Genomic DNA, 21,630 nt, shown 5'->3' with positions numbered 1-21,630 from the left:
CCAGGCCTCCGGGACCAGTGCCATGGAAACGGCCCTTCACCAAGGCGGAGTTCGGTCTGTGGGCTCGGGGGCTGCAGCCCCCGAGCCTCTGCCCCGCGAGGGCCTCACCCGCCCGCCGGGCGCGTGGGCGGGCCGGGCGGGGTGGCGGGCGAGGTCGAAATACATACGTGTTTTGATAAAGGCGGTGTTGGGGGTCGGGCCGGACAGCAATCCGGCAAGCATTTTCCCTGCATCCTGCTCCGGCATCACGACGCGGTGGGCGCCGACCCGTTCGAGGATCTTCGCGTGGCGGTGCGTCGTCGCCCTGCCCCAGATCTCCTGAACTCCGAGTCCGGCGAGCAACGAGGTGGTGAGAGCGCTGGCCACGACATCCCCCATGGCCACCACCGCCTGCCCGGCCTCGGCCATCCCGAGTCGCCGCAACTCGTCCAGGTCGGTCGCATCCGCCACTGCGGCATGGTCAAGGCGGCCGGCCAGAGCAAGCACCGCCTCAGGCTCACGATCGATCCCGAGAGCTCGCTCACCGTTCGCGGCCAGGCTCAGCGCGACCGAACTGCCGAAGCGCCCCAATCCCAATACCGCGATGAAATTACTGTGCATCAAGATGATCACGCTTCCGGCCGAACATTCCCCGATTCCATGATGGCGTGGCAGCGACAAGGCGGACCGTAGGGAATTCATCAAGCCGCGTGATTTTTCGGGACCACAGTGGAGACCCGCGGCCGTCCCCGCACCGCCGCACTCCTGGACGGCATGGAGGTTCTCCCGCGCAAGACGCTGGTCTACCGCGGGACCGCCTTCACCGAGCTCGACGTGGACTCCGTCCTGGCTCGCAACCCGAAGATCGTGCTCATCGACGAACTCGTCCACATCAACGTGCCCGGCTCTCCCAACGCCAAGCGCTGGCAGGACATCGAGGAAGGCCTTTCACTCGGGTCGGCGTCACCAGCCTCAAAGTAGCGAGAAAGACCAGGTCAAAGCCTTCCGGCATAATTCTTGATCAGGATGCGAAGTCATAGCGCTCCGCGGTCGTCTGGGATGGCGGTCTTCTCGCGAGGCCGGTGAACAGCCATGATGCAGCCCGGACTCTCGGTTGGATGATGGGAGCCGATCACTCACAGCTACTTTTCCCCTGGTGACGCCGGCCCGAGTGGAGGGCCCAGTAGTCCCCCGGCGCGGGCCGGGCGGCCGGGGCACCGGTCACGTCAGCGCGCAGAGCCTGTCGCGGATCTCCGTGAGCACGTCGGGCGTCTCCTGCGGCATGCACGCCGCCACCGTCAGCCTGGCGAACGCCTCGTGGTAGCCGTCCACGTCCGTGCCGTCCAGCACGAAGTCGTTGTCGAACTGGTGGACCGAGACCACCGGGTCCATGTCGGGGAAGCGGAACATCGTGAACGGTGCCGACCTCGGCACGTACGACGACACCAGCCGCGTCACCTGCAGCGTGACGTGCGGCAGCTTCGACACTCCGATCAGGTGGCTCAGCTGGTCGGCCTGGACCTGCGGCCCGGCGATGCAACGCATCAGCGCCGCCTCGTCGACGACCGCCCACAGCGCCGGGCCGCCCTCCCGGGCCAGCGCGTCCTGCCGGCGCGCCGTCGTCTCCACCGCCCCCGTGATCAGCTCGGGTGACGGGAACGGGTTCTGGGAGACGCGGACCGCGGCCGTCGCGTATTCGGCGGTCTGCAGCAGCGGGGGGACGAACTGGAGCTGGTAGGTGCGGATCAGCTCCGCGCGCTGTTCCAGCCCGAACGTCGCCGACACCCACAGCGGGATGGCGGGCATGTCCCACCATCCCGGCTCGCGCTCGCCACGGGCGATCGACAGGATCGCCTCCCGCTGGAAGCGGGCGGTCACGCCGTAGAGGGTGAGCAGCGCTTCGACGTCGTCGAGTGGGGTCTCAGCCTCGGCGGCGCCGTTCTCCACGGACATGACCACCCGCTCATCGACGTCGACCATGTCCCCGGCTTGCGCCGGAGACAGCCCGCGCGCCTCCCGCAGGAGCCGCAGCCGCTCGCCCAGAACAGCGCGCTGGCCGGCGTCGAGCTTTCCGACGAGGCGCGGCGGGTTCTCCTCGATGTCGGGGAGAACCGGACCGCTGTCGCCGGAAGAGAAAGGGCTAGGGATGTCATCCCCCACAAGCCATCCCACAGGCACCTGCAACAGCACGGCGAGCGCCGTGAGCTGCTCCAGGGTCGGATTGGTCCGCTGGCCCTTGCTCAGCTGGTGAATGTAGACGTGAGTGGTCTGTACTCCCGCGTCGGTGACGGCTCTCGCTGCCCTCCGGGTGGAGTAGCCGCGATGACGCAGCGCCTCCCCCAGCCGGTCGGCGAGGTTCGCCACACATACCTCCTGTCCGGAACAGCCTGTACATGACGCGAGAAGGTCAGAATACGCGCGTTAACCCTCAGTTAACAAGGGTCGGTTTGGCACTCGACAAACGCTCTGATCTGCTGATATAGGCATCACGCCTAATCAAAACCCGGTGCATGTAGTCGACAGTCCCGATAATCGCCGTCTCCGCCGGTAACTCAGATCCGCACCGGCCCGACCAGAAGACGCCCATGCCCGACAGCCGACCGGTGACGGTGACATGCGGAATCGACCGGGCGGAAAAACACCATGACGTCGCCCTGGTCGACAAGACCGGCAAACCGGTGGCCGAACGGCGCATCAGCGACGCCGACGGCTGGCGGGTTCCGGTCGAACTGCTGACCGAACACGGCGGCCGAACTCATGCGCCGCGCCGAGACCGCCTCCGACGAGACCCTCGTCCGGCTCCTGCATCCCGGCTGGATGACACAAAGATTCAGGCCGAGGTGGACCAGATCTCCGATGCGCGGCCGGCGCCGATGCTGGATCCGTACGCGTCGCCTGGGGAAATGACCGAGCCCGGCCAGGACAGCGGGGATCCGGCCGCGTACGAACAGCAGGACGGGCCCCGATCAGAAGTCGACAGGTAGGGAATCGCCGGCCGCTTACGCCTTATCTCGTTCATGAAGGAACTGAGCAATGGCCACCCACGAGTCAGCGAGACGTTCAAGTCGCTCCATCAGCGCCAGATCAGTGATCGTTTCTGCGTTGTAGAGCAGACGAGCAGCATTCGCGATCGCGATATCCACCGTTGTGGTGATGTCTGGCTGGTTCACCGTAGGTTCCATCCATCTTGCTGGCAAAGGGGCCCGGCGGCGCGCCGCAGCACGAGGAGCCTAAGGCACGACGACATGCCCGGTCGCCAGGGTTTTGACCGTCGCGAGGAGGCCTTCTCCTGGCTGTCGAACAGGACCTCCTCCACCAGGCGGAAGATCCGCGCTGAGAAGGAGAAGGCGCTCGGTGCCCTTACCCCTGAGGCGAAGGAGGCTGCGAACGCTCGCGTGCGCGCCGCCCAGGCCCAGCTACGCGACCACCTCGCCGCGCATCCCAAGCTCACGCGCCTGCCGTACCGGGAGCAGATCGACGCCGGCAGCGTCCAGGGCCCCGCGGACCCGAGGGAGGCCCCGTCAGCGACCTACAACCGCCCGTGGCCCAGACACTGCCCTAGCTGGGAATCTTGTCCTGGTGACGCGGGCACAGGGTGACGACAGCCGCGCCTGCCACGTATCCGGAAGTCTCAGCGCCAAGCTCATCGGCGTTGCTCACTGCAACATCGATCAAGCTCTGCCCTCCGTCCATGGCTTTGCATACCGCTCGGCCGAGCCGTATGAGGTCAGCCGCGCTCTTGTCCTTCAGATCAGCCCGCTGCCGCATGGTGGCCATGAACGCAGTCTGGTTCTCCTTGTCCTTCCCACGCGGCAGATCAGTCGAGGTGTTCTTCCCACCCGGCAGATCAGTCGAGGTCGTCGTCGGCTTCTCGCCCGGCTCAGCCTCGGCCGTACTGGACGGCTTGGCGCTCACTGATGCGCTCGTCGACGCGACCGGCTTCTCATCCCTGCCCAGCAGGGCGACCAGTCCCCCCAGCAAGGCAAGGACACCCACCACCGCGATGACCACACCGATCACCGCTCCCTTCCCGCTCTTCTTCGGCGGCCGGTGCTGGCCTGGACCCGGCTGCCATCCGGGCGGCGGCCCCATCGGGGGCTGTTGCTGCCAGCCCGGCGGTGGCCCAGGCTGCGGGTACTGCTGAGTCGGCTGCCCGTATTGCTGGGGCTGCCCGTACTGCTGAGTCGGCTGTTCGTACTGCTGGGGGTGCCCGTACTGCTGAGGCTGCCCATATTGCTGAGGCTGCCCGTACTGCTGGGGCTGAGTCGGGTACGGCTGCTGCGGAGGCTGGCCCGGCCACTGCTGGGGCTGCTGGGGCTGCTGCGGAGGATGCACCCGCGCACCATACGCCCCACCCCTGACATTTCACCCCAAAACGCCGGGATGGATACCCAAAAGGAGCGTCGGAGCGGTCCAAAACACTCCGGTCGGCCAGGCACGGCCGTCCACCACCGCGCCCCCAAGGAGCTTCGCCGGGCAGGACCCCGAAGCCCCCAGCGGCGAACAGACCGAATAAGTCTTGTTAATCGTTGACTACGCAGTCCAAACGCGAACTCGCTGTCCGGCCTTTCCATGTAGTCATTCGGTGCGTAACCCTCAGGTGACAGCCCTGATCTCAGATGTTCGGCGGGCGGCGGTCCTTCTCCGGACGCGTCAGCGACCGGGGTGCGGGGAGGCGTCCCGGCCGGGCTCCGCGAGGGCGAGGGGACGGCCGAGGAAGCGGGCGACGTCCTCGACCTCGGCCGCGAGCAGGGGCCCCGCCCCGGCGGGGAGCGTCTCGAACGGGCAGACCGCGAGCCTGGCGCCGGTGAGGCTCCAGGTGCCCCGCAGGACCCCGTCGACGAGCACGGTGGAACGCAGGACGCCTCCGCCGGGGTGGACCGCGCGGGCGTGGGCGTCGGCCAGGACGGCGGAGCGGGTATGCCAGCCCAGGAGATACTCGTCGAAGGCGGGCAGGAGCCGCACGGCGTACGGCGCGGGTCCAGGTTCGGGGCCAAGGCCAGGGCCGGACTCGGACCCGGGCTCGGACCCAGGGCCGGGCCCGGGGCCGCTCCCCCGCAGGCGCCAGCCGCCCCCGGGCGCCTGCTCCAGCGAGCCGGCGATCAACCGCCAGCCGATCCGGGCGTCCCCGAGCGGCAGGCCGGACCAGGCGGCGAGGTCGGCGGGGGTCGCGGGGGCGTGCGCGCGCAGATAGCGGCGGGCGAGTTCGGCCAGGGAGCGGTCCCGGTCGAACGGGGAGAGCACCGGGGCGCCGAGCCAGTCGGCCGCGTGCACGTAGGTCGGCTTCCCCGCGCCCGGCGCGCCGCCCCGCCCGGAGCTCCCCGTCCCCGGGGCGGGAGCGGCCGGCCCGCGGGCCCCGTCCGGCCGCCTGCCGGGACCGAGGACGGCCAGGCCGTGGGCCGCGGCCAGCGCGGCCAGGTGGACGATCGCCTGGCCCGTGGCGGGGACGCCGCGGGAGGCCAGCCGCTCCCCCAGCTCGGCCTTGGTCAGCGGCCCCTGCCCTTCGAGGGCCCGGGTGACGGCGGCCAGCAGCGCCTCGGGAGACCCGCTCACCCCCTCCTGGCCGATCCGGCGGACCGCCTGGCGCGCCAGCGCCGGGCCGGACAGGGACGTCAGCCAGCCCAGGTCCTCGGGCAGGACGTAGTGCAGGGTGCCGCGCGGCCCCCAGGCGCGGACGATCGAGCGGTCTTGATGGGCGCTCTCGACGTCCGCCCGGGTCAGGGCGGTCGAGCGGGCACGGAAGGCCAGAGCCGCCGCGGCGACGTCCTGGGCCTGTACGGCCAGCAGCCGCCCGACGAGTTCGGGCACGCTCACGGGGCCGGGCCGGTACAGCGACTGCGCCGCGAGCCGTTCCCTCCGAAGGTCGTCCATGTCGCCCCCTACCCGTGCCGTCCGGCCGCGGCGCGGGCGGCGAGGGCCCGGCCGGCCCCGTGCCCGAGTGCCGCGGCACGGGAGGCGGGCGCCGCCACCACGGCGGACGCGGCTGCGATCCCGGCGGCCGTCCGATCGCCCCGCGACGGGGGGATACTCATCGGTAACTCACCCTGTATGCCACTATTAATTGACCTTCGTCCCCGTTTACCGGGGTTACCCTAGCGTGTCGGTGACGGCGGCCGCAGCGTGGACGCTCACCCGGCGTACGGGCCTGGATTGTCGGGCGAAAGCCTTACGGTAGGGCGCGTGCCAGACACCAACCACGAGATCACGCTCGACTCGGCCCTCACCGAGGAGGCCGTGCTCGCGACCTACCGCCGGATGTTCGCCGCGCTGGCGCGCGACAGCGGCGCGGTGGTCGACGAGCCCGCGCTGGTCGACATCGCCGAGACGCTGTTCGCGGCGTTCGCCGAGGCCGGCGAGGAGTGGCTGACCCACGAGCAGATGCGCCACGTCTGCCGGGCCTACCCGCTCGACCAGTTCGAGAACCGGCTGCGGGTGCTCAGGGGTCTCGGCGCGATCCGCGAGGTGTTCCCCAAGCCCAACCAGCTCCGCTACCGCGCGTCGTTCACCAGCGTGGTGGGGCTGATGTTCATCCGGCGGATGATGGACGACGGCGGCCAGTCGGAGATGCACCGGCTGCTCGCGCTGGAGGACCTCAACGTCGCCGACCCCCGCACGACCATGGAGGAGGCGCGGCTCAGCGCGCAGAACCTGTCGCGGGCCTTCCGGCTCTGGGCGCTGGAGCTGATCACGCTGACCAGCGGCACCATCGAGGAGCTGCGCGAGCAGGCCCCCAAGCTCTGGGGCACCGAGGAGATCGCCCGCAGGGCGCAGAGCCTGCACGGCACGATCCTCACCCGCTGGCCGGATCTCGACCGCACCTGCACCGAGCTGCGCGCGGCGATCTACGCCTACAGCGACGCCTCCCGCCGGGCCGCCGGGCGGCTGGCCGACTCGGCCGGCACGACCAGGAACCTGACGCTGCTGCCCGCGGAGACCTGGCGCACCTTCGCGCAGACCGCCACCAAGGAGCGCCTGGCCGCCGTGCTCGACGGATTCGTCTTCGACGCCCCCGCCCCCTGGCACGACCCGGCGGCGATCGTCCGGGCGGTGGACGAGAGTCCCCGGCCGGCGCCCGCCCAGCCCACTCCCCCGCGCTCGGCCCTGCCCGATCCCGGGCCCGCCGACTCCTACGACCCCGGCACCGGAGGTCTCGACCATCTGAGCGCCGTCGCCGAGGCCGCGCTCGCCGGACGCGACTCCGCCCGGCTGGAGGAGCTGCTCACCGCCGACGGCGAGTGGGTCTCCGCCCGTCGCCTGCTGGCCGATCTCGTCTCGGCCGACCTGCGCCCCGAGTCCCCCTACCGCCTGCGCTGGTCCGACTCGCTCACCGCCGCCCCCGACGCCGAACCCACCTGGCTGTCGCACGGCCGCCTGGAGAGGACCGGACATGACGCCTGAGCTGGCACACGCGCGGGCCAGGGCGGCCGGCCCGCTCCCGCTCGGCGCGGGCGAGCCCGCTCCCCCGGGCATGGCCCGGCTGGCGCACGGCGACGGGACGGGCCTGGCGCTGCCGGCCTGGCCGGACGGGGCGACCCCCTCGCTGCTGGAGGAATACCAGGTCGCACCGGTGAACGTGGAGCGGTCGGGTGAGACCCGGCGGGTGCTGGCCGCGGCGCTGAAGTGCTGCTGGCGCGACCTGACCGCCGACCCGTGGCCGGGCGTCCCCGCGCCGGTGGATGACGTGCTGGCGGCCTACCGGGCCCTGATCGGGCGCGGCGACGACCTCATGCGCAACTGGGCGGTCGGCGCGCTGCGCCGTCTGCACGACTCGGCCTGGCTGGAGGTGGACGGCGGTGTCGTACGGCTCGGCCCCCGCTGCGCCTGCTGGCCCGCCGGCTCCCACGCCCAGCTCAGGGAGCTGATGCGCCGCCTGCCCACCGGCGAGGAGGAGCTCACCGGGTTGGACGTGCTCCCGGCGGCCGAGCCCGCTCCCGCCGGGGCGGCCGCGAGCGTCGTGGTCCCCGAGAGCGTGGACGAGGACCTGCTCGGCCCGTTCGACGAGCGGCGCAGGGCCGAGATCGTGGCGGCGTTCATGGCGGTCGAGCACGCCGCCGAGCCGGTCCACGAGGCGCGCCTGCCCGCGCTGCGCGACCCGGTGCTCCGCCGTACTCTCGCGGAGATGCTGCAGCGGCGCGGCCGGGTCCTGATCCAGGACCGTGAGGCGTGGACCTCGGGCTACACCCCCGAGACGGCCGCCGAGACGGGCACGACGGTGGGCGAGGCCGAGCGGGCGGTGCTGGTGCTGGTGCTGATCCACTCGGTGGCGATCCCGCGGGCCGACGGCCTGCTGCCCGCCGACAGCTGGCTGTCGCCGTTCCCCGCCCAGCTGGAGGAGCTGCGCCGGCACACCAGGCTGCCGATCGGCGAGCTGGAGGCCGCGCTCCGGACCCTGCGCCACGCGGGTCTGGTGACCCAGGTCAAGGCGGGCGAGGAGGCCGGGGGATACACCCCCGGCCCGCAGTTCCACCGACTGACCCCGCAGGCCAGACGCCGCCTGCAGGAAGAGCTGATCCTCGCCGCGGGGCCGCACACCCCGCTGGCGGCGGCAGTGAGAGCGAACCGCAGATGAAGGGAACGACGGGGTTGACCGGACAGCCGGGCCAGGCCGCCAGGAGCTCGCGCAAGCGCGGAGCGGACGCGGCCCAGGACGAGGAGAGCGCCAAGCGGACGCACGGGAGCCAGGCCAGCCTGGTGCCGGTGGAGGTCCGGGCCGACGCTCCGAGCGAGAACGTGGTCGGCGACCGCGTGCTGATCGCCGTGCAGGCGGTCAACATCTCCCGGCTGTCGACCCATCCGGTGCCGACCGTGCCGGGCACGCTGATCGTGGTCGCGGGCGCGGGGCCGAAGGACTCCAACGGCGCGGGCAAGTCCTCGTTCATCGCGATGATCACCGCGCTGCTCGGCGACGAGCAGTGGCGTTTCGCCTCCGGCGCCAAGTCGGTGTCGGAGCTGCTGTTCAACGCCGAGCTCGCCGCGGGCGGCGGCGGCAGGTCGTGGGCCAGTGCCGACCACGGCTACATCGTCGGCGTCTTCGCCGGGGCCGGATCCGTGGACGACGCGGTGACGGTGTGGCTGCGGGTCAACCAGGAGGCGCCGCACCTGGAGATCAGATGGGTCCCGGGGGTGCGCGTGGCGGCGGCCGCCTCGGAGGCGGAGCGGGTGGCGCGGGCCGACGAGGTGTGGGCGGCGCTGCCCCGCTCGGCGGGGCGCCGCGACGTGGTGGCGCGCGACCTCACCAGGTTCCTCTACGGCGACCGGGTCAGGTGCGTGTCGTTCCTGTCCACCTCGGTGCGGAGCAAGGTCGCCACGAACCTGCTCTCCCAGCCGCTCAACGAGATCTCCCCGGAGCGGGTCTTCGAGGCGATCGCCGCGCTGACCGGGCTGGACACCGAGCTCGACCAGGAGCGGGAGGCCCGGCGCGACGAGCACGTCAAGCGGGGGCGGGCGGCACAGGCCGTGGAGCTGCTCAAGGAGTTCGAAGACGAGTCCCGGACGCTGCTGGAGACCTTCGACCGGCGCGACCGGGCCCGGACGCGGCTGGCGGAGGCGCTGCGCTGCTGGCGGGGACGGCTGGCGCGCAGGCTCGCCGACGCGGCGCAGCGGGACGGGGCGCTCGCCGCCGACCTGGAGCGCTCCCGCGCGGCGGGCGAGCGGGCGGTGGAGGCGATCGGCGTGGTCAAGGCGGAGATCGCCACGCTCAAGGACGACACTCTGGAGCGGGCCCTGTCCGAGGCGCGCAGGGAGCTGGCCGCCCTGCAGTCCCGGGCGGCCAAGCTCGACGCCGACCGGGCCGTCGCGGAGAACTCGGCCGACGAGCTGCGCGGCTGGATCCCCGGGCTGGAGGAGCAGCGGCGGCTGGCCGACGGCCGCGACGTGAAGACCGCCGACGCCGAGCTGGCCCAGGCCAGGCTCCGGCTCAACGAGGCGCTGAAGGCGCTGGGCGTGGCCGACCGGGAGGTCGAGAGGGCCAGGGCCGCGCTCGACGACGCCGAGGGCGGCCCGGCGGCGGCCCAGCTCAACGCGCTCGCCGAGGCCGGTGTCGGGGCGACCGGGCTGCTCGACGCGGTCGACGTGGCCGAGCACGCCCGCGACGAGGAGTCGGCGTCCGGCCGCGCGGGACAGGCGGCGACGGCCCTGGGAGCCCGCGGCTGGCCGCAGGAGCACGCGGTGATCGTGGACGCGTCCGACTTGGCGGCGGCGGCCCGGGCACTGGCCGCCCTGCCCGGATCGGTGCTGGTCAGCGCGGCGGGCGTCACCGTCGTGGGCTCCTTCGAGGCGGTGGCCACCGGCCGGGAGGCCCGGATCAAGGCCGCCGAGCAGCGGCTGCACCGGGCCCGTGACGCGCAGGAGACGGCCGCCGCGGCCGTGCGGGGCGCCGAGGACGGGGTGGCCGAGGCCGGCCGGCGGCTGGAGGGCGCCCGGGCCGCCGTGCAGCTGGCCGACATCGAGCGGCGGATGGCCGAGCGGCGGGCCACGCTCACCGAGCTGACCGAGGCGCTGGCCGAGGTCGGGCCGAAGGTGGGCGAGGCGGAGCGGCGGGCGAGCGCGCTGGACTTCCGCGCCCGGACCAGGAACATGGAGGTCGAACGGCTGGAGGGCCGCCGGGCCCGGCACGAGGCCGAGCGCGACCAGGCCAGGGACCAGGCGGCGAAGGTCACCGCGGACCGCGACGCGCTGGGGATGGACGCGCTGGCCGGCGACTGGGGCGGCACGGTCGACGGGGCCCGCGAGTGGCTGGAGGCGCTGGGCGAGCAGGAGCGCCCGCTGACGGCCGAGGAGTGGTGGCGGGCCGCCGAGCGCCGCCTCGACGAGGCGCTGCGCGACACCTTCCCGGGTGAGGACGGGGAGATGCCCGAGGAGCTGCGCTTCCTGGTCAGGGAGCGGACCGAGCCCGGCGCCGGGCGCACGGCGCGCGAGCAGGCGACCTTCCCCGGCGTCTGCGCGGCGCTCTCGTCCTACCTACGCGGCCAGGAGGAGTACGAACGGCACCAGCGCCGCCAGATCCAGACCCAGATCGCCACCCGGCAGCGTGACCTGACCGCCGCGGCCAAGGGCGCCGAGGAGGCCGCGCAGTCCACCGCCGTGCACCGGGCCGCGCTGACCGCGGCGATCAAGGCGCGGCTGACCCGGGTCGCCGAGGAGTTCGACAAGCTCGACACCTCCTACGGCGGCTACGGCGCGACGCTGGAGTTCCCGGTGCCGGCCGCGCCCGCCGACCCGGAGCAGCGCTGGGCGTGGCGGGTCACGCCCAAGTGGCGCCGGGGAGAGGGCCAGGGTTACGTGCCCTACAACCGGCGGGCCAACACCGCGCTGATGGACGAGAAGGCGGTGAAGCTGGTCTGCGCGGCGGCGATCGCCTCCTCCGGCGGCGGGCACCTGTGCCTGGTCCTCGACGAGCTGGGCCGCAACCTCGGCAAGGAGCACCGCCGGGAGGCGGTGGCACTGTTCCGGCGGATCGGCGAGACCTACGGGATCACGGTGATCGGCGCGCTCCAGGACGACATGGAGCCCTACGCCGTCGACGCCTGCGGGCAGTACATCAAGCTGCGCCGCTCCTCCGACGCCATGCCGTACAACGAGCCGCCGGTGATCATCGGTCACGACGACCATGCCGAGCGCGTACGTGTTCTGGCCTCCGCGGTGAGCAGATAACCTCAGCGGAGGTTGGTCTCGGAGAGGATCGAGGGAGATCGGTGTCGGCGTCTTCGCTGGAGCAGTCCCCTCCCCGGCCCGACCTCTACCGGGCCATGGTGCTGGCCCTGCGCGTGGGCGAGCTGCTGCTCGGCAGCGGGGAGGGCACCGAGACGGTGTCCGGCAGCATGCGCAGGATCACCAACGCCTACGGCGTGCCGCACTGCGAGGCCGACGTCAACCTGTCGGCCATCACGCTGTCGCACGTCCCCTCGGACGGCAGCGCGCCGGTCACCGCCGAGCGGCGGGTCCGCCGGCGCCTGCCCGACTACGACCGGCTGATCGCGGTCCACGACATGGTCAAGGAGGCCTCCGGCGGCTCACTGCCGCTCGACGACGCCGAGACCCGGCTGCGGGAGATCACCCGGCGGGTCCCGGTCTACCCGAACTGGGTCCTGATCACGGCGCTCGCGCTGATCGCCTCCTCGGCGAGCATCCTGGTCGGCGGCGGCGTGCCCGTCGCGGTGGCCGCCTTCTGCGCCACCGTGCTGGGCGACCGGGCCGGCGCCTGGCTGGCCCGGCGGGGTGTGGCGGAGTTCTTCCAGCTCGCGGTGGCGGCGATGCTCGGCTCGCTGGTCGCGGTGCTCATGATCTGGCTCGACGCACCGGTGCAGGCCGCCGCCGTGGTGGTGGGCGCGGTCGTCGCGCTGCTGCCCGGACGTCCCATGGTGGCCTGCGTGCAGGACGGCATCGCCGGCGAATACGTCACGGCGACCGGTCGGCTGTTCGAGATCTTCTTCATGCTGACCGCGATCATCTCCGGGATCGGCGTCACCCTCTACGCGGCGGTCCGCCTCGGCGTGCCGCTCAGCGTGGAGAACGTGCCCGCCGCGCCCCTGGTGATCAGGCCCGAGCAGCTGCTCGGCGCCATCGGCCTGACGCTGTCGTTCGCCGTCGCCCTGCTGGTGCCGCCCCGTCACCTGGTCCCCGCCGCGATCGGCGGCGGGATGGTCTGGGTGGTCTTCGTACAGCTCTACAGCTGGCAGGTCCCGGTCATCCTGGCGACGGCCGTCGCGGCGGCGGTCGTCGGCCTGTTCGGCAGCGCCTACGCCGGCCGCGCCCGGGTGCCCTCGATGGTGGTCACGATCCCGGCGATCGGCTCGCTGCTGCCCGGCACCGCGCTCTACCGGGGCATGCTCGAGGCCAGCCTCGGCCACACCGACGAGGGGCTGGTCAGCCTGTTGCAGGCCCTGTCGACCGCTCTCGCCCTGGGCGCCGGGGTGATGCTCGGCTCGGAGATCCTGCGCGCGGTCACCGGCTCCGACCTGACCAGGCGCGTGCGGCGCCCGGCCGGCCGGCGCAGACCGTTCATCACCCGCCCGGCCGCCCGCCGCACCCGCGGCTTCTGACCCGCGCCACCGTCACCGGTCACGCGTCCGCAGGCCGTCCGTCAGCAGGTCGAGGAGGCGGTCGGCGTCGCCCCCGCCGTGCTCGCCCGCCCAGGCGATCGCGTTGACCAGCTTGACGAGGTCGGCGCCGGTGACCTCCGGACGGATCGCGCCGGCGCGCTGGGCGTTGGCGAGCAGCCGGTCGCCGTTGCGCTGCATCGTCTCGCACGAGCCGTGCAGCTCGGAGCTGGGGTCGCGGATGCTGCTCATCAGCGTGGCGGCCAGGCCCCGATAGGTGGTCGCGTGGGCCACCAGGTGGCGCAGCCACACCAGGAGCGCCTCCTCCGGTGACGGAGACTCCAGCAGCTCGCGGGCCCGGGCGTCGATGGTGGCGATGCCGTCGTGGAGCACCGCCTCCAGCAGTGCCCGGCGGGTGGGGAAATGCCGGTAAAGGGTGCCGATGCCTACCTCGGCCGAGCGCGCGATGTCCTCCAGGGACGCCTCGGTGCCGTGTTCGGCGAAGGCGTCCCGGGCCGCGGCGAGCAGCCGTCCGTAGTTGCGGCGCGCGTCGGCGCGCATGGGGCGCTGAGTGGTCGTCACCACGACTCCCTGCTGATCGGGGCTCCCCCCGCAGATGCGGCGGAGTCGGCCTCCGAAAGGCTACCGCGCCACCGGCGCGCCCCACTCCCGTCTCTTTCCGGACCTGTACGGACTCTTTCCGGACCTGTACGGAGGCCGCCCCCGCCTGGAGACCGCCCCGGCCCCTGGTTTCCGAACCTGTACGGAGACCGCCCTGGCGTCCACCCCGCCGGGCAGGCCCGGGCCACGAGACGGCTGCGGGAGACGGGACGGCCGCAGGCCACGAGACGGCCGCAGGACATGGGACGGCCGCGGGCGCTAGACGGTCACCGAGAGGGTGGAGCCGCGACGGTCCTTGCGGACCCGCAGCTGTGCGGGGACGCGGGTGCGCAGCTCGGCGACGTGGCTGACGATGCCGACGGCCCTGCCGCCGTCACGCAGGCCGTCGAGGATGTCGAGCACTCCGTCGAGGGTGTCCTCGTCCAGGGTGCCGAAGCCCTCGTCGACGAAGAGCGTGCCGAGCTCCACTCCCCCGGCCTCGGCGGTGACCACGTCGGCCAGGCCGAGCGCGAGCGCCAGCGAGGTGATGAAGCTCTCGCCGCCGGACAGGGTGGCCGGGTCGCGGTCCACTCCGGTCCAGCCGTCCAGGATCCGCAGGCCGAGCCCACCGCCCGACCTGCTCCGGTCTCCGGCCGAGCGGCTGAGGTTGTGTTCGAGGAGGTAGCGGCCGCCCGACATGTGGTCGAGCCGCTCGTTGGCCGACTCGACCACCTGGCGCAGGCGCTCGCCCAGCACGTAGGACGACAGCCGCATGTTCCACTGGTTGTCGGTGGAGTTCCCCCCGGTCAGGGCCGCGAGCCGGTCGGCGAGGCGGTGCCGCTCCGCGGCGGGCAGCCAGCTCTCCAGGCACCGGGTCAGCTCGGCGCGGAGCTCGGCCAGCCGCGCCTGGCGGGTCTCGGCCCGGTGCCGGGCGGAGAGCAGGCCGGCGTGGGCGGCCTCGGCGGCGTCCCGCGCGCGCTGCAGCCCGTCGAGGTCGGGCTCGGGCCCGGCCGCGGCGGCGACCAGCTCCGGATCGGCCAGCACCGCGGCGACCGCGAGGCGCTCCTTGTCGAGCTCGCGGAGGCGGGCGGCCTTCTCCTCCTGTTCGGCAGGAGGGCGCAGCGCCGCGCGGGCGTCGTCGAGCCCGAGGAATCCCGCCTCCGCGGCGGCACCCTGTGCACGCGTCCGGGCCGCCGCGAGCTCGGCGGCGGTGATCTGCTCCTCCCGGGTGGCCTCGACCGCCTCCTTGAGCAGCTCGGCCTCGTCGGCCAGCCGCTCCAGCCTGGCGGCCAGGGTCGGGTCCTCGCCGCGGGCCCCGTCGATGCGTGCGACGAGCCGCTCGCCGTCGGCGGTGAGCGTGTCCACGTCCGAGCGGCGGGCGGCGAGCGTGACCGCGAGCGCGCGCGAGCGCTCCTCCAGCTCACCGAGTTCGGCCGCGGTCCGGTCCGCCTCCGCCGCCAGCGCCGGTTCGGCTCCGGCCGACTCCCGCAGCCGGGCCAGCTCCGTCTCGGCCTCCCGGAGCTCCCGCGCCGCGTGCTCCGCGGTGAACTCGGTCCTCTCGCTCGCCTCGCGGTGACCGGCCGCGAGGTCGGCGACGCGGACGGCCACGGTGAGGGCGGCACCGAGCAGGGCCGCCTCCTCGGCGAGGCGGCGGCGGCGGGCCTGGACGGTGGGGTCGGCGCCCCGGGCCTCCTCCAGGCGGGCGGTCAGCCGGTCGCGCTCGGCCTGCCACCCTGCCTGGCGGGCCCGCCCCTCGGCCAGCGTCCGGGCGATCTCCGCGGCCCGGGCCTGCGTGCCCTCCAGCTCGGCCGCCAGGCGGTCCGACTCCGCGCTGAGTGCCGTCTCGGCCCCGGCGGCCGCGGTCAGGGACTCCAGCTCCCGCCGGGCCCCGACGAGGATCTCCTGTGCCTGCTGGGCGTTCAGCCCGCCCGCCGCGGTGCGGGCCTCCTCCAGCCGCGAGGTCAGGGCCGTGACGGTGTTCTCGGCGGCCCGGCGCCGGTCCGTGGCGGCGTCGTAGGCGCTCTGGGCGGCGCGTTCGTCCTGCGCGGTGGGGGCCGCGGCGGCGGGGGCAGCCGGGGCCGGGTGGTCGGGTGAGCCGCAGACCGCGCAGGGTTCGCCGGGGGCGAGCTTGAGCGCGAGCTCGGCGGCCATGCCGTCGATCCTGGCCTGGCGGAGGTCCAGGTGACGCTCCCGGAGCCGCTGGGCCTGGTCGGTGGCTCCGGCCTGGGCCGCGCGCGCGGCCTCCAGCTCGGCGCCGAGGGCGTCACGCCGCCGGACGGCGTCGAGCCGGGCGGCGGCGGCGTCCGCCTCCGCCTGTGCGAGGGGGATCCTGGCCGTCCGGGCTCTGACCGCCGCCAGCCTCGCCGAGACCTCCGCCAGCGCGGCGGGCAGCCTCTCCTGACTCTCGCGGAGCGTGGACTCCTGCCCGGCCGCGTCGCGGAGCCCGGCGTGGAGCCCGGCGAGCAGCCCGGCCAGCTCGGCGAGTCTGGCCTCGTCGGCGCGGAGGCCCTCCAGCCCGGCGAGCTCCTCTCTGCGCTCGCGTTCCCAGGAGGCCAGCAGCTCACGGGCCACGGCCCCGTCCGGGACGGCGGGCGCGCCGGTGCCGCCCGTGGCGAAGGACAGGGCGCGGAACCTGGCCGCCAGCTCGTCGCGGGCGGCGGCCAGCGCGGCGGCGAGGCCGTCGCGGTGCTCGGCGGCCCGCAGGCGGCCGGCGGCGGCCTCCCTGGCCGTCTCGGCGGCCGGGATCCGGGCGGCGTCCAGGCGGGCGGCCGTGAGGCGGGCGTCCACGTCGCGGCGGAGGCCGGGCAGGAGCGCCAGGCGGGCGTCGGCCGCGGCCAGCGCTGCGGTCAGGCCGGTGATCTCGCGGGCGGCCGCCTCGCGTTCCTGGACGATCTTCGCCAGGCGCGGCTCCTCGGCCCGCAGCTCCCCCAGCCGGGTGATCTCCCGGTGCCGGTCGCGCTCCAGCTCGGCCAGCCGGTCCGGGGAGACCCGGTGCCCCGCGGCGGCCAGGCGGTCGGGAACAGCCAGGTGGCCCGGAGCAGCCGGATGATCGGGAGCGGCCAGGCGGTCGGGGGCCGCGTCCCGGTCGGTGTGGATCAGCGGGAGGGCGCGGGCCACCGCGTCGGCGGCCAGCCGGTGGGCCTTGGCCGCCGCCTCGGACCGCTGCTCGACCGCCTGGATCAGGGGCAGCACCCGGTCGGCCCGGACCGCCTCCGCCAGGATGGCCTCCAGGTCGGCCCGCTCCTCGGCGCTCTCCTCCAGCGCCCGGCTCCGCGTCAGCGCCTCGGCGTGGCGGCGCCGCCGCTCGGCCAGCGCGGCGCCCCGCTCCAGCTCCGCGCGTGCCTGCCGTACGGCCGCCTCACCTTCGCCGTGGCCCTGGCTCAGCCGGGCGACCGCGCCGGCGGCCAGTTCCTCCAGCGCCCCGGCCCAGCCCAGCGGATCGTCCTCCGCCGAGACCGCCGAGACCGCCACGGCCGGCGGTCCGCCGCCGTCCGCGAGCTGGTCGGACGGGCCGGGCGGGGCCGGTGGCCCGGCCTGCCCGGCGCCGGAGGCCGGCGGGGAGGCGGCGGCCATCGACGCGAGGAGGTCGGGGCCGGCGGCCTCCTCCAGGCGCTTGACGACGAAGTCCACCTCCCTGCGGAACGCCTGCTGCTCGCGGTGGGCCTCGGTCCGGCGCTCGGCGAGCCAGGACTCGGCGGCGGCGTAGATCCTGACGGAGAACAGGCGCTCCAGGACCCGGCGCCGGTCTTCGCCGTCGGCGCGCAGGAACTTGGCGAAATCCCCCTGCGGCAACATCGCGACCTGGAAGAACTGCTCGGCGTTCATGCCCAGCAGGGTGCCGATGAACTCCCCCGCCTCGTCGACCCGCGTGGTCAGCCCGGTCCACTCCCCCGAAGGGGTGAGCTCCTGCAGGAGGGCCTTCTCGTTCTCCCTGGTGGTGCCGGTCCCCCGGCGCTTGGGGCGCTGCCAGGCAGGCGACCGGCTGATCTTCAACCGCCGCCCCCTGACCGTGACCTCCAGCGCCACGGCGGGCCCCCGGTCCGGTGGCGCGTGGTCGCAGCGCAGGCTCTTGGCGCTGTCGCGCTTGCCGGGCACCCTGCCGTAGAGGGCGTAGCAGAGGGCGTCCAGCACGGTGGTCTTGCCCGCGCCGGTGGGACCGTGGATGAGGAACAGCCCGGCCTCGGCGAGGGCGTCGAAGTCGACCTCCTCCTCACCGGGGAAGGAGCCGAACGCGCTGATCCACAGACGGTGCGGGCGCATCTACGCCATCGCCTCCTTGGTACGGCTGGCCTCGACGGCTTCCTGGATCAACCGGATCTCCTCGGCGTCGGCGGCCTCGCCGCGCACCTCGCGGACGAAGTCGAGGGCGACCTCGATCTCGGGGCGCCCGGCCAGCTTCGGCCGCGCCACGGCCTCCCGGACGCCACCCTCGGGTTCGAAGGAGAGCGCGAGGGTGTGCCCGAAACGGGACCTGAGCCGCTCCATGGCGCCCTTCGGCCGGACCGGGTCGGTGAGCGTCACCTGCAGCCAGTGGTCCTCGTACGGGGCGTGCTCGGCCGAGGTCAGCAGGTCGTCGAGGCGGCCGCGGAGCCGGTGGACCGGCCGGGGCACCGGGGCCTCGACGAACTCCGCGCTCACCCGCCCCCCGGGGTCGAGGTCCACCAGCCAGGAGCCCTTCACCTGGCCGGCCTCGGAGAAGGAGTAGGCGATGGGGGATCCGGAGTAGCGGACGGTCTCGCTCATCTTCTGGCGCCCGTGGAGATGGCCCAGCGCCACGTAGTCGACGCCGTCGAAGGCCGAGACCGGGACGTGGGCCACTCCGCCGACGCTGATGTCGCGCTCGCTGTCGCTGGCCTGTCCTCCGGTCACGAACGCGTGGGCGAGGACCACCGACCGGGGACCCCGGCGGGCGAGGTCGGCGCGGATCAGGGACATGGCGTGGCCGATCGCCGCGGTGTGGGTGCGCTCGGGCAGCTCCCACGGCCCGCGCATCAGCTCCGGTTCCAGGTAGGGGATGCCGTAGAACGCCACGTCGCCGACGACCACGGGCTCGCCCACCCGCCCCGGGGCGGTGCGCAGGTGGACGCCCGCGGCGTCGATCAGGTCGGCGCCGAAGCCGAGACGGCGCGCCGAGTCGTGGTTGCCGCTGATCAGCACCGTGCGCACCCGCTCGGCGACCAGCCGCCGCAGGGCCTGGTCGCACAGGTCGACCGCGTCGACCGAGGGCAGCGCCCGGTCGTAGACGTCGCCGGAGACGACGACCACGTCGACCCGCTCCGCCCTGACCGTCTCGATCAGGTGGTCGACGAAGACCCCCTGGGCGGCCAGGAGGCTCTCGCGATGGAACGGACGGCCCAGATGCCAGTCCGATGTGTGCAGCACCCGCATGTCGCTTGAAGCTAACAGGCCCCAGTCACAAATGCGTCCACTCTGACCACACCGACCGCACCCCCTGTCAACCGCTCGCCCTCTGTCGTGAGATCGGGAAGGTGAGTACGCTTATTGATCAGAGGGAACGATACCGGCATACGGTCCTCACGGAGGCGGGCGACGATCGGGGAGCGGATCGGCATGCGGGTTGGCCGAGGCGTGTTGAGCGTGGCCGCGGGCTTGATCCTGGTGGCTCTCGCCACGGTGGGTTACGCTCTGCCGCCTCCCTTCGATCCGCCGCCGCTGACCGTGGACCCGGTCTTCCAGACGCTGCCCGCCCAGCCTGCCGCCGAGACCAGGCCTGTCGCGACGGCCGGGCAGATCGTCACGCAGGACATCACCGTCGACGCCGGTGACACCACCCTCGAAGCCACGATCCGCGCCCCGCTCACCCCCGGCAGGCACCCGGCCCTGGTCTTCGTGCAGGGCGCCGGGCCCGGCGTGCGGGGCGAGTTCACCACGCAGGCGGAGCTGCTGGCCAGGGCGGGCATCGTCACGCTCGTCTACGACAAGCGGACCGTCCGCTACGACTTCCGCAACCGCGACTTCGAGCTGCTGGCCGACGACGCGCTGCGGGTCCTGGCCCGGCTGCGCACGCGCGCCGACGTCGACCCGGCCCGGATCGGGCTCTGGGGGGTGAGCGAGGGGAGCTGGGTGGTCCCGATCGCGGCCGCCAAGAGCGACGACGTCGGCTTCACCGTGCTGGTCTCGGCCCCCAACGTCTCGCCCATGCGGCAGGTCACCTGGGCCATGGGCGAGCAGCTCGACCGGCTGTACGCGCCCAGGGGGGTCCGCGAGCTGATCATCCGGGCGATGAGCGCGGTCCACATGAACTTCCTGCGCTACGACGGCCTGCCCGCGCTGCGCGGAATCCACCAGCCGGTCCTGGCCCTGTACGGCACGCGTGACCCGTCGATCCCGTTCGTGGAGAGCAGCAAGGCGCTCACCGGCGCGCTCGCCGAGGGCGGCAACGCCGACTACACGATCCGCTACCTCGCCGGCGCCGACCACGGCATGCGCATCCACGGCGGGCCGTTCGCGCCCGGCTACCTGGAGACGCTGGCCAACTGGATCAAGGGCCTGCCCGGCACGGCCAGGCCGGTGGTGCACATCGCGGGCGCCACCCCGGTCCAGCGCTACGAGGCCAGCGAGGTCCCCACCGCTCCGTGGTACGCCGGGGGCACGGTCCTCGGGCTCACGCTCTGCCTGGCCGTGGTGGGTTACGTGGTCGGCCCGGTGGCCGAGATGGTGGTACGGCTGCGCGGCCGGCGGTTGTCGGCCGAGGCCAACGCCCTGATCTGGCAGCCCATCCGGCTCCGCTTCCGCCGGATGGCCTGGACCGGGCTCGGGCTGCTGGTCTCGGTGCTGGCCTTCATCACGCTGCTGGTGCTGTTCTCGGTCAACCAGGCCGGAGCCTGGCCGGCGGTGCTCGCCGGCTGGCTGGTCATCCGGATCCTGGCGGTGCTCATGCTGCTGCAGGAGGTCACCGCCGTGGCAGCCGTCGTCTCGGGGCTGCGGGACGGCTGGCAGCCCAGCCGCCCGCAGAGCGTCGCGATCGCCGGCGTGCTGGGCGGCACCGGCCTGCTGCTGGTCGCGGCGGCCTACTACAGCCTCTTCACGTTCCCGTGGTAGCAGGTGAGTTCCCGTGGTAGCAGGTGAGCCAGCGGTCCATCTCGGCGAACACCTGCTTGCGCGCGGGCCCGGGTGACAGCACCAGGTCATGTATGCCGCCCGGCACCCGCAGGCACGTCACGTGGGGGCCGATCCTGGTCGCCCAGTGCGCGATCTGCCCGGGGTCGAGCACGATGTCGGCCCCCTGCGCCTCGGGGGCGAAGTCGCGCAGCCGCAGGCCCTTCTCGGCGCAGAGCACCAGGATCGGGACGTCCGCCTGGAGACCGCCGTGCAGGCGCCGCTGGGCCCGGCGGATCGCGGCCAGCCAGACGGCGTGCACCGCGAACCCGCCGATCGGCTTCCACTCCAGGTCGAAGTCCCATTCCCCGTGGTGGTCGCGGTGCAGGCTCGTGCCGTAGGCGGTGGCCAGCCCGAGGGGCAGGACGGCGCGGGCCGGCATCCTGGACAACGGCCCCTTGAGCAGGTCGGCGGCGATCCGCAGGGGTGAGGGGACGTTGAGGTCGAGGAAGGGGCTGTTGAGCACCAGGCTCTGGATCAGCCCCCGGCCCCGGACCCGGTCGGCCCAGAGAGCGGCGACCAGGCCGCCGGTGGAGTGGCCGTTGAGGATCACCTCGCCGTGGCCGTCGTCCTCACGGATGATCCTGATCGCCTCGTCGATCTCCGGGAAGTACTCGGTGACGCTGCGCACGAACCCCCGCGTCTGGTGCGGCAGCAGCGAGCGACCGTACTTGCGCAGGTCCAGACCGTAGAAGTCGATTCCCTGGGCGACGAAGTGGTCGGCCAGATGGGTCTGGAAGAAGTAGTCGGTGAAGCCGTGGACGTAGAGAACGGCCCTGCCGGTGGGCTCGGAGGCGCGCCGCCGTACCAGCGAGGCGACCACCGCCCCCTCGTAGTCGTCGGCCATGGGCAGGACCGTGAGCTCGTAGTCGGGACCGAGAACGTCAAGCATGCG

The 21,630-nt window shown here is 73.5% G+C and carries 16 protein-coding genes; 7 read left to right on the top strand and 9 right to left on the bottom strand.

Going from position 1 to position 21,630, the window contains the following annotated elements:
• Window positions 1-36 precede the first annotated feature (36 nt).
• The gene (locus J2S55_RS30720; protein WP_306868105.1) at window positions 37-612 is read right to left on the bottom strand and encodes a potassium channel family protein; all 576 of its coding nucleotides are present in this window, start codon (window positions 610-612) and stop codon (window positions 37-39) included.
• A gap of 96 nt (window positions 613-708) precedes the next feature.
• Here J2S55_RS30720 and J2S55_RS30715 point away from each other — a divergent pair, with 96 nt between their 5' ends.
• The gene (locus tag J2S55_RS30715; protein WP_306868104.1) at window positions 709-960 is read left to right on the top strand and encodes a hypothetical protein; all 252 of its coding nucleotides are present in this window, start codon (window positions 709-711) and stop codon (window positions 958-960) included.
• A gap of 240 nt (window positions 961-1,200) precedes the next feature.
• On the opposite strand, the gene J2S55_RS30710 is transcribed toward J2S55_RS30715, so the two are convergent.
• Window positions 1,201-2,343 (bottom strand): Scr1 family TA system antitoxin-like transcriptional regulator, encoded by a 1,143-nt coding sequence (locus J2S55_RS30710; protein WP_306868103.1) that lies wholly within the window; start codon window positions 2,341-2,343, stop codon window positions 1,201-1,203.
• A gap of 221 nt (window positions 2,344-2,564) precedes the next feature.
• On the opposite strand from J2S55_RS30710, the gene J2S55_RS30705 reads away from it, so the two are divergent.
• Window positions 2,565-2,963 carry a hypothetical protein gene (locus J2S55_RS30705; protein ID WP_306868100.1) on the top strand — a complete coding sequence of 133 codons (399 nt, stop codon included), beginning with the start codon at window positions 2,565-2,567 and terminating at the stop codon, window positions 2,961-2,963.
• A gap of 15 nt (window positions 2,964-2,978) precedes the next feature.
• Here the strand turns inward: J2S55_RS30705 and J2S55_RS30700 are convergent, their stop codons facing one another.
• The 3 genes from J2S55_RS30700 to J2S55_RS30690 form a co-directional block, all read right to left on the bottom strand.
• The gene (locus J2S55_RS30700) at window positions 2,979-3,149 is read right to left on the bottom strand and encodes a hypothetical protein (protein WP_306868099.1); all 171 of its coding nucleotides are present in this window, start codon (window positions 3,147-3,149) and stop codon (window positions 2,979-2,981) included.
• A gap of 388 nt (window positions 3,150-3,537) precedes the next feature.
• Entirely contained in the window at window positions 3,538-3,999 is a 462-nt protein-coding gene (locus J2S55_RS30695; protein ID WP_306868097.1) for a DUF732 domain-containing protein, read from the bottom strand.
• Window positions 4,000-4,632: 633 nt separating this feature from the next.
• Complete coding sequence (locus tag J2S55_RS30690; RefSeq protein WP_306868095.1) at window positions 4,633-5,850, bottom strand: winged helix DNA-binding domain-containing protein; 1,218 nt, start codon at window positions 5,848-5,850, stop codon at window positions 4,633-4,635.
• 309 nt (window positions 5,851-6,159) lie between these two features.
• Between J2S55_RS30690 and J2S55_RS30685 the strand changes: the two genes are divergently transcribed.
• From J2S55_RS30685 to J2S55_RS30670, 4 genes are read left to right on the top strand one after another with little or no spacing between them, the layout of a single operon-like run.
• Window positions 6,160-7,377: a hypothetical protein gene (locus J2S55_RS30685; protein WP_306868093.1), complete on the top strand. Its 1,218-nt coding sequence runs from the start codon at window positions 6,160-6,162 to the stop codon at window positions 7,375-7,377.
• On the top strand, window positions 7,367-8,548 hold the full coding sequence (locus J2S55_RS30680; RefSeq protein ID WP_306868091.1) for a hypothetical protein: 1,182 nt from the start codon (window positions 7,367-7,369) through the stop codon (window positions 8,546-8,548). The genes J2S55_RS30685 and J2S55_RS30680 overlap by 11 nt, the downstream gene beginning before the upstream one ends.
• Before the next feature lie 14 nt (window positions 8,549-8,562).
• Window positions 8,563-11,631, top strand: coding sequence for a coiled-coil domain-containing protein (locus tag J2S55_RS30675; protein WP_306868090.1), 3,069 nt, complete (start codon window positions 8,563-8,565; stop codon window positions 11,629-11,631).
• 41 nt (window positions 11,632-11,672) lie between these two features.
• On the top strand, window positions 11,673-13,019 hold the full coding sequence (locus J2S55_RS30670) for a threonine/serine exporter family protein (protein WP_306868089.1): 1,347 nt from the start codon (window positions 11,673-11,675) through the stop codon (window positions 13,017-13,019).
• 12 nt (window positions 13,020-13,031) lie between these two features.
• Here the strand turns inward: J2S55_RS30670 and J2S55_RS30665 are convergent, their stop codons facing one another.
• The 3 genes from J2S55_RS30665 to J2S55_RS30655 form a co-directional block, all read right to left on the bottom strand.
• Entirely contained in the window at window positions 13,032-13,598 is a 567-nt protein-coding gene (locus J2S55_RS30665) for a TetR/AcrR family transcriptional regulator (protein WP_306868087.1), read from the bottom strand.
• 297 nt (window positions 13,599-13,895) lie between these two features.
• Window positions 13,896-17,876 (bottom strand): AAA family ATPase, encoded by a 3,981-nt coding sequence (locus J2S55_RS30660; protein ID WP_306868085.1) that lies wholly within the window; start codon window positions 17,874-17,876, stop codon window positions 13,896-13,898.
• Window positions 17,877-19,004: an exonuclease SbcCD subunit D gene (locus J2S55_RS30655; RefSeq protein ID WP_306868083.1), complete on the bottom strand. Its 1,128-nt coding sequence runs from the start codon at window positions 19,002-19,004 to the stop codon at window positions 17,877-17,879. It abuts the gene before it with no gap.
• Window positions 19,005-19,187: 183 nt separating this feature from the next.
• On the opposite strand from J2S55_RS30655, the gene J2S55_RS30650 reads away from it, so the two are divergent.
• Entirely contained in the window at window positions 19,188-20,678 is a 1,491-nt protein-coding gene (locus J2S55_RS30650; protein WP_306868081.1) for an alpha/beta hydrolase family protein, read from the top strand.
• Here J2S55_RS30650 and J2S55_RS30645 read toward each other — a convergent pair.
• Window positions 20,662-21,627, bottom strand: a complete 966-nt coding sequence (locus tag J2S55_RS30645) for an alpha/beta hydrolase (protein ID WP_306868079.1) — start codon at window positions 21,625-21,627, stop codon at window positions 20,662-20,664. The two genes, J2S55_RS30650 and J2S55_RS30645, sit on opposite strands and share 17 nt — an antisense overlap.
• Window positions 21,628-21,630 lie beyond the last annotated feature (3 nt).

The organism is Streptosporangium brasiliense (genome assembly GCF_030811595.1).
Taxonomy (GTDB): domain Bacteria; phylum Actinomycetota; class Actinomycetes; order Streptosporangiales; family Streptosporangiaceae; genus Streptosporangium; species Streptosporangium brasiliense.
This window is presented reverse-complemented; position numbering and strand designations above follow the sequence as displayed.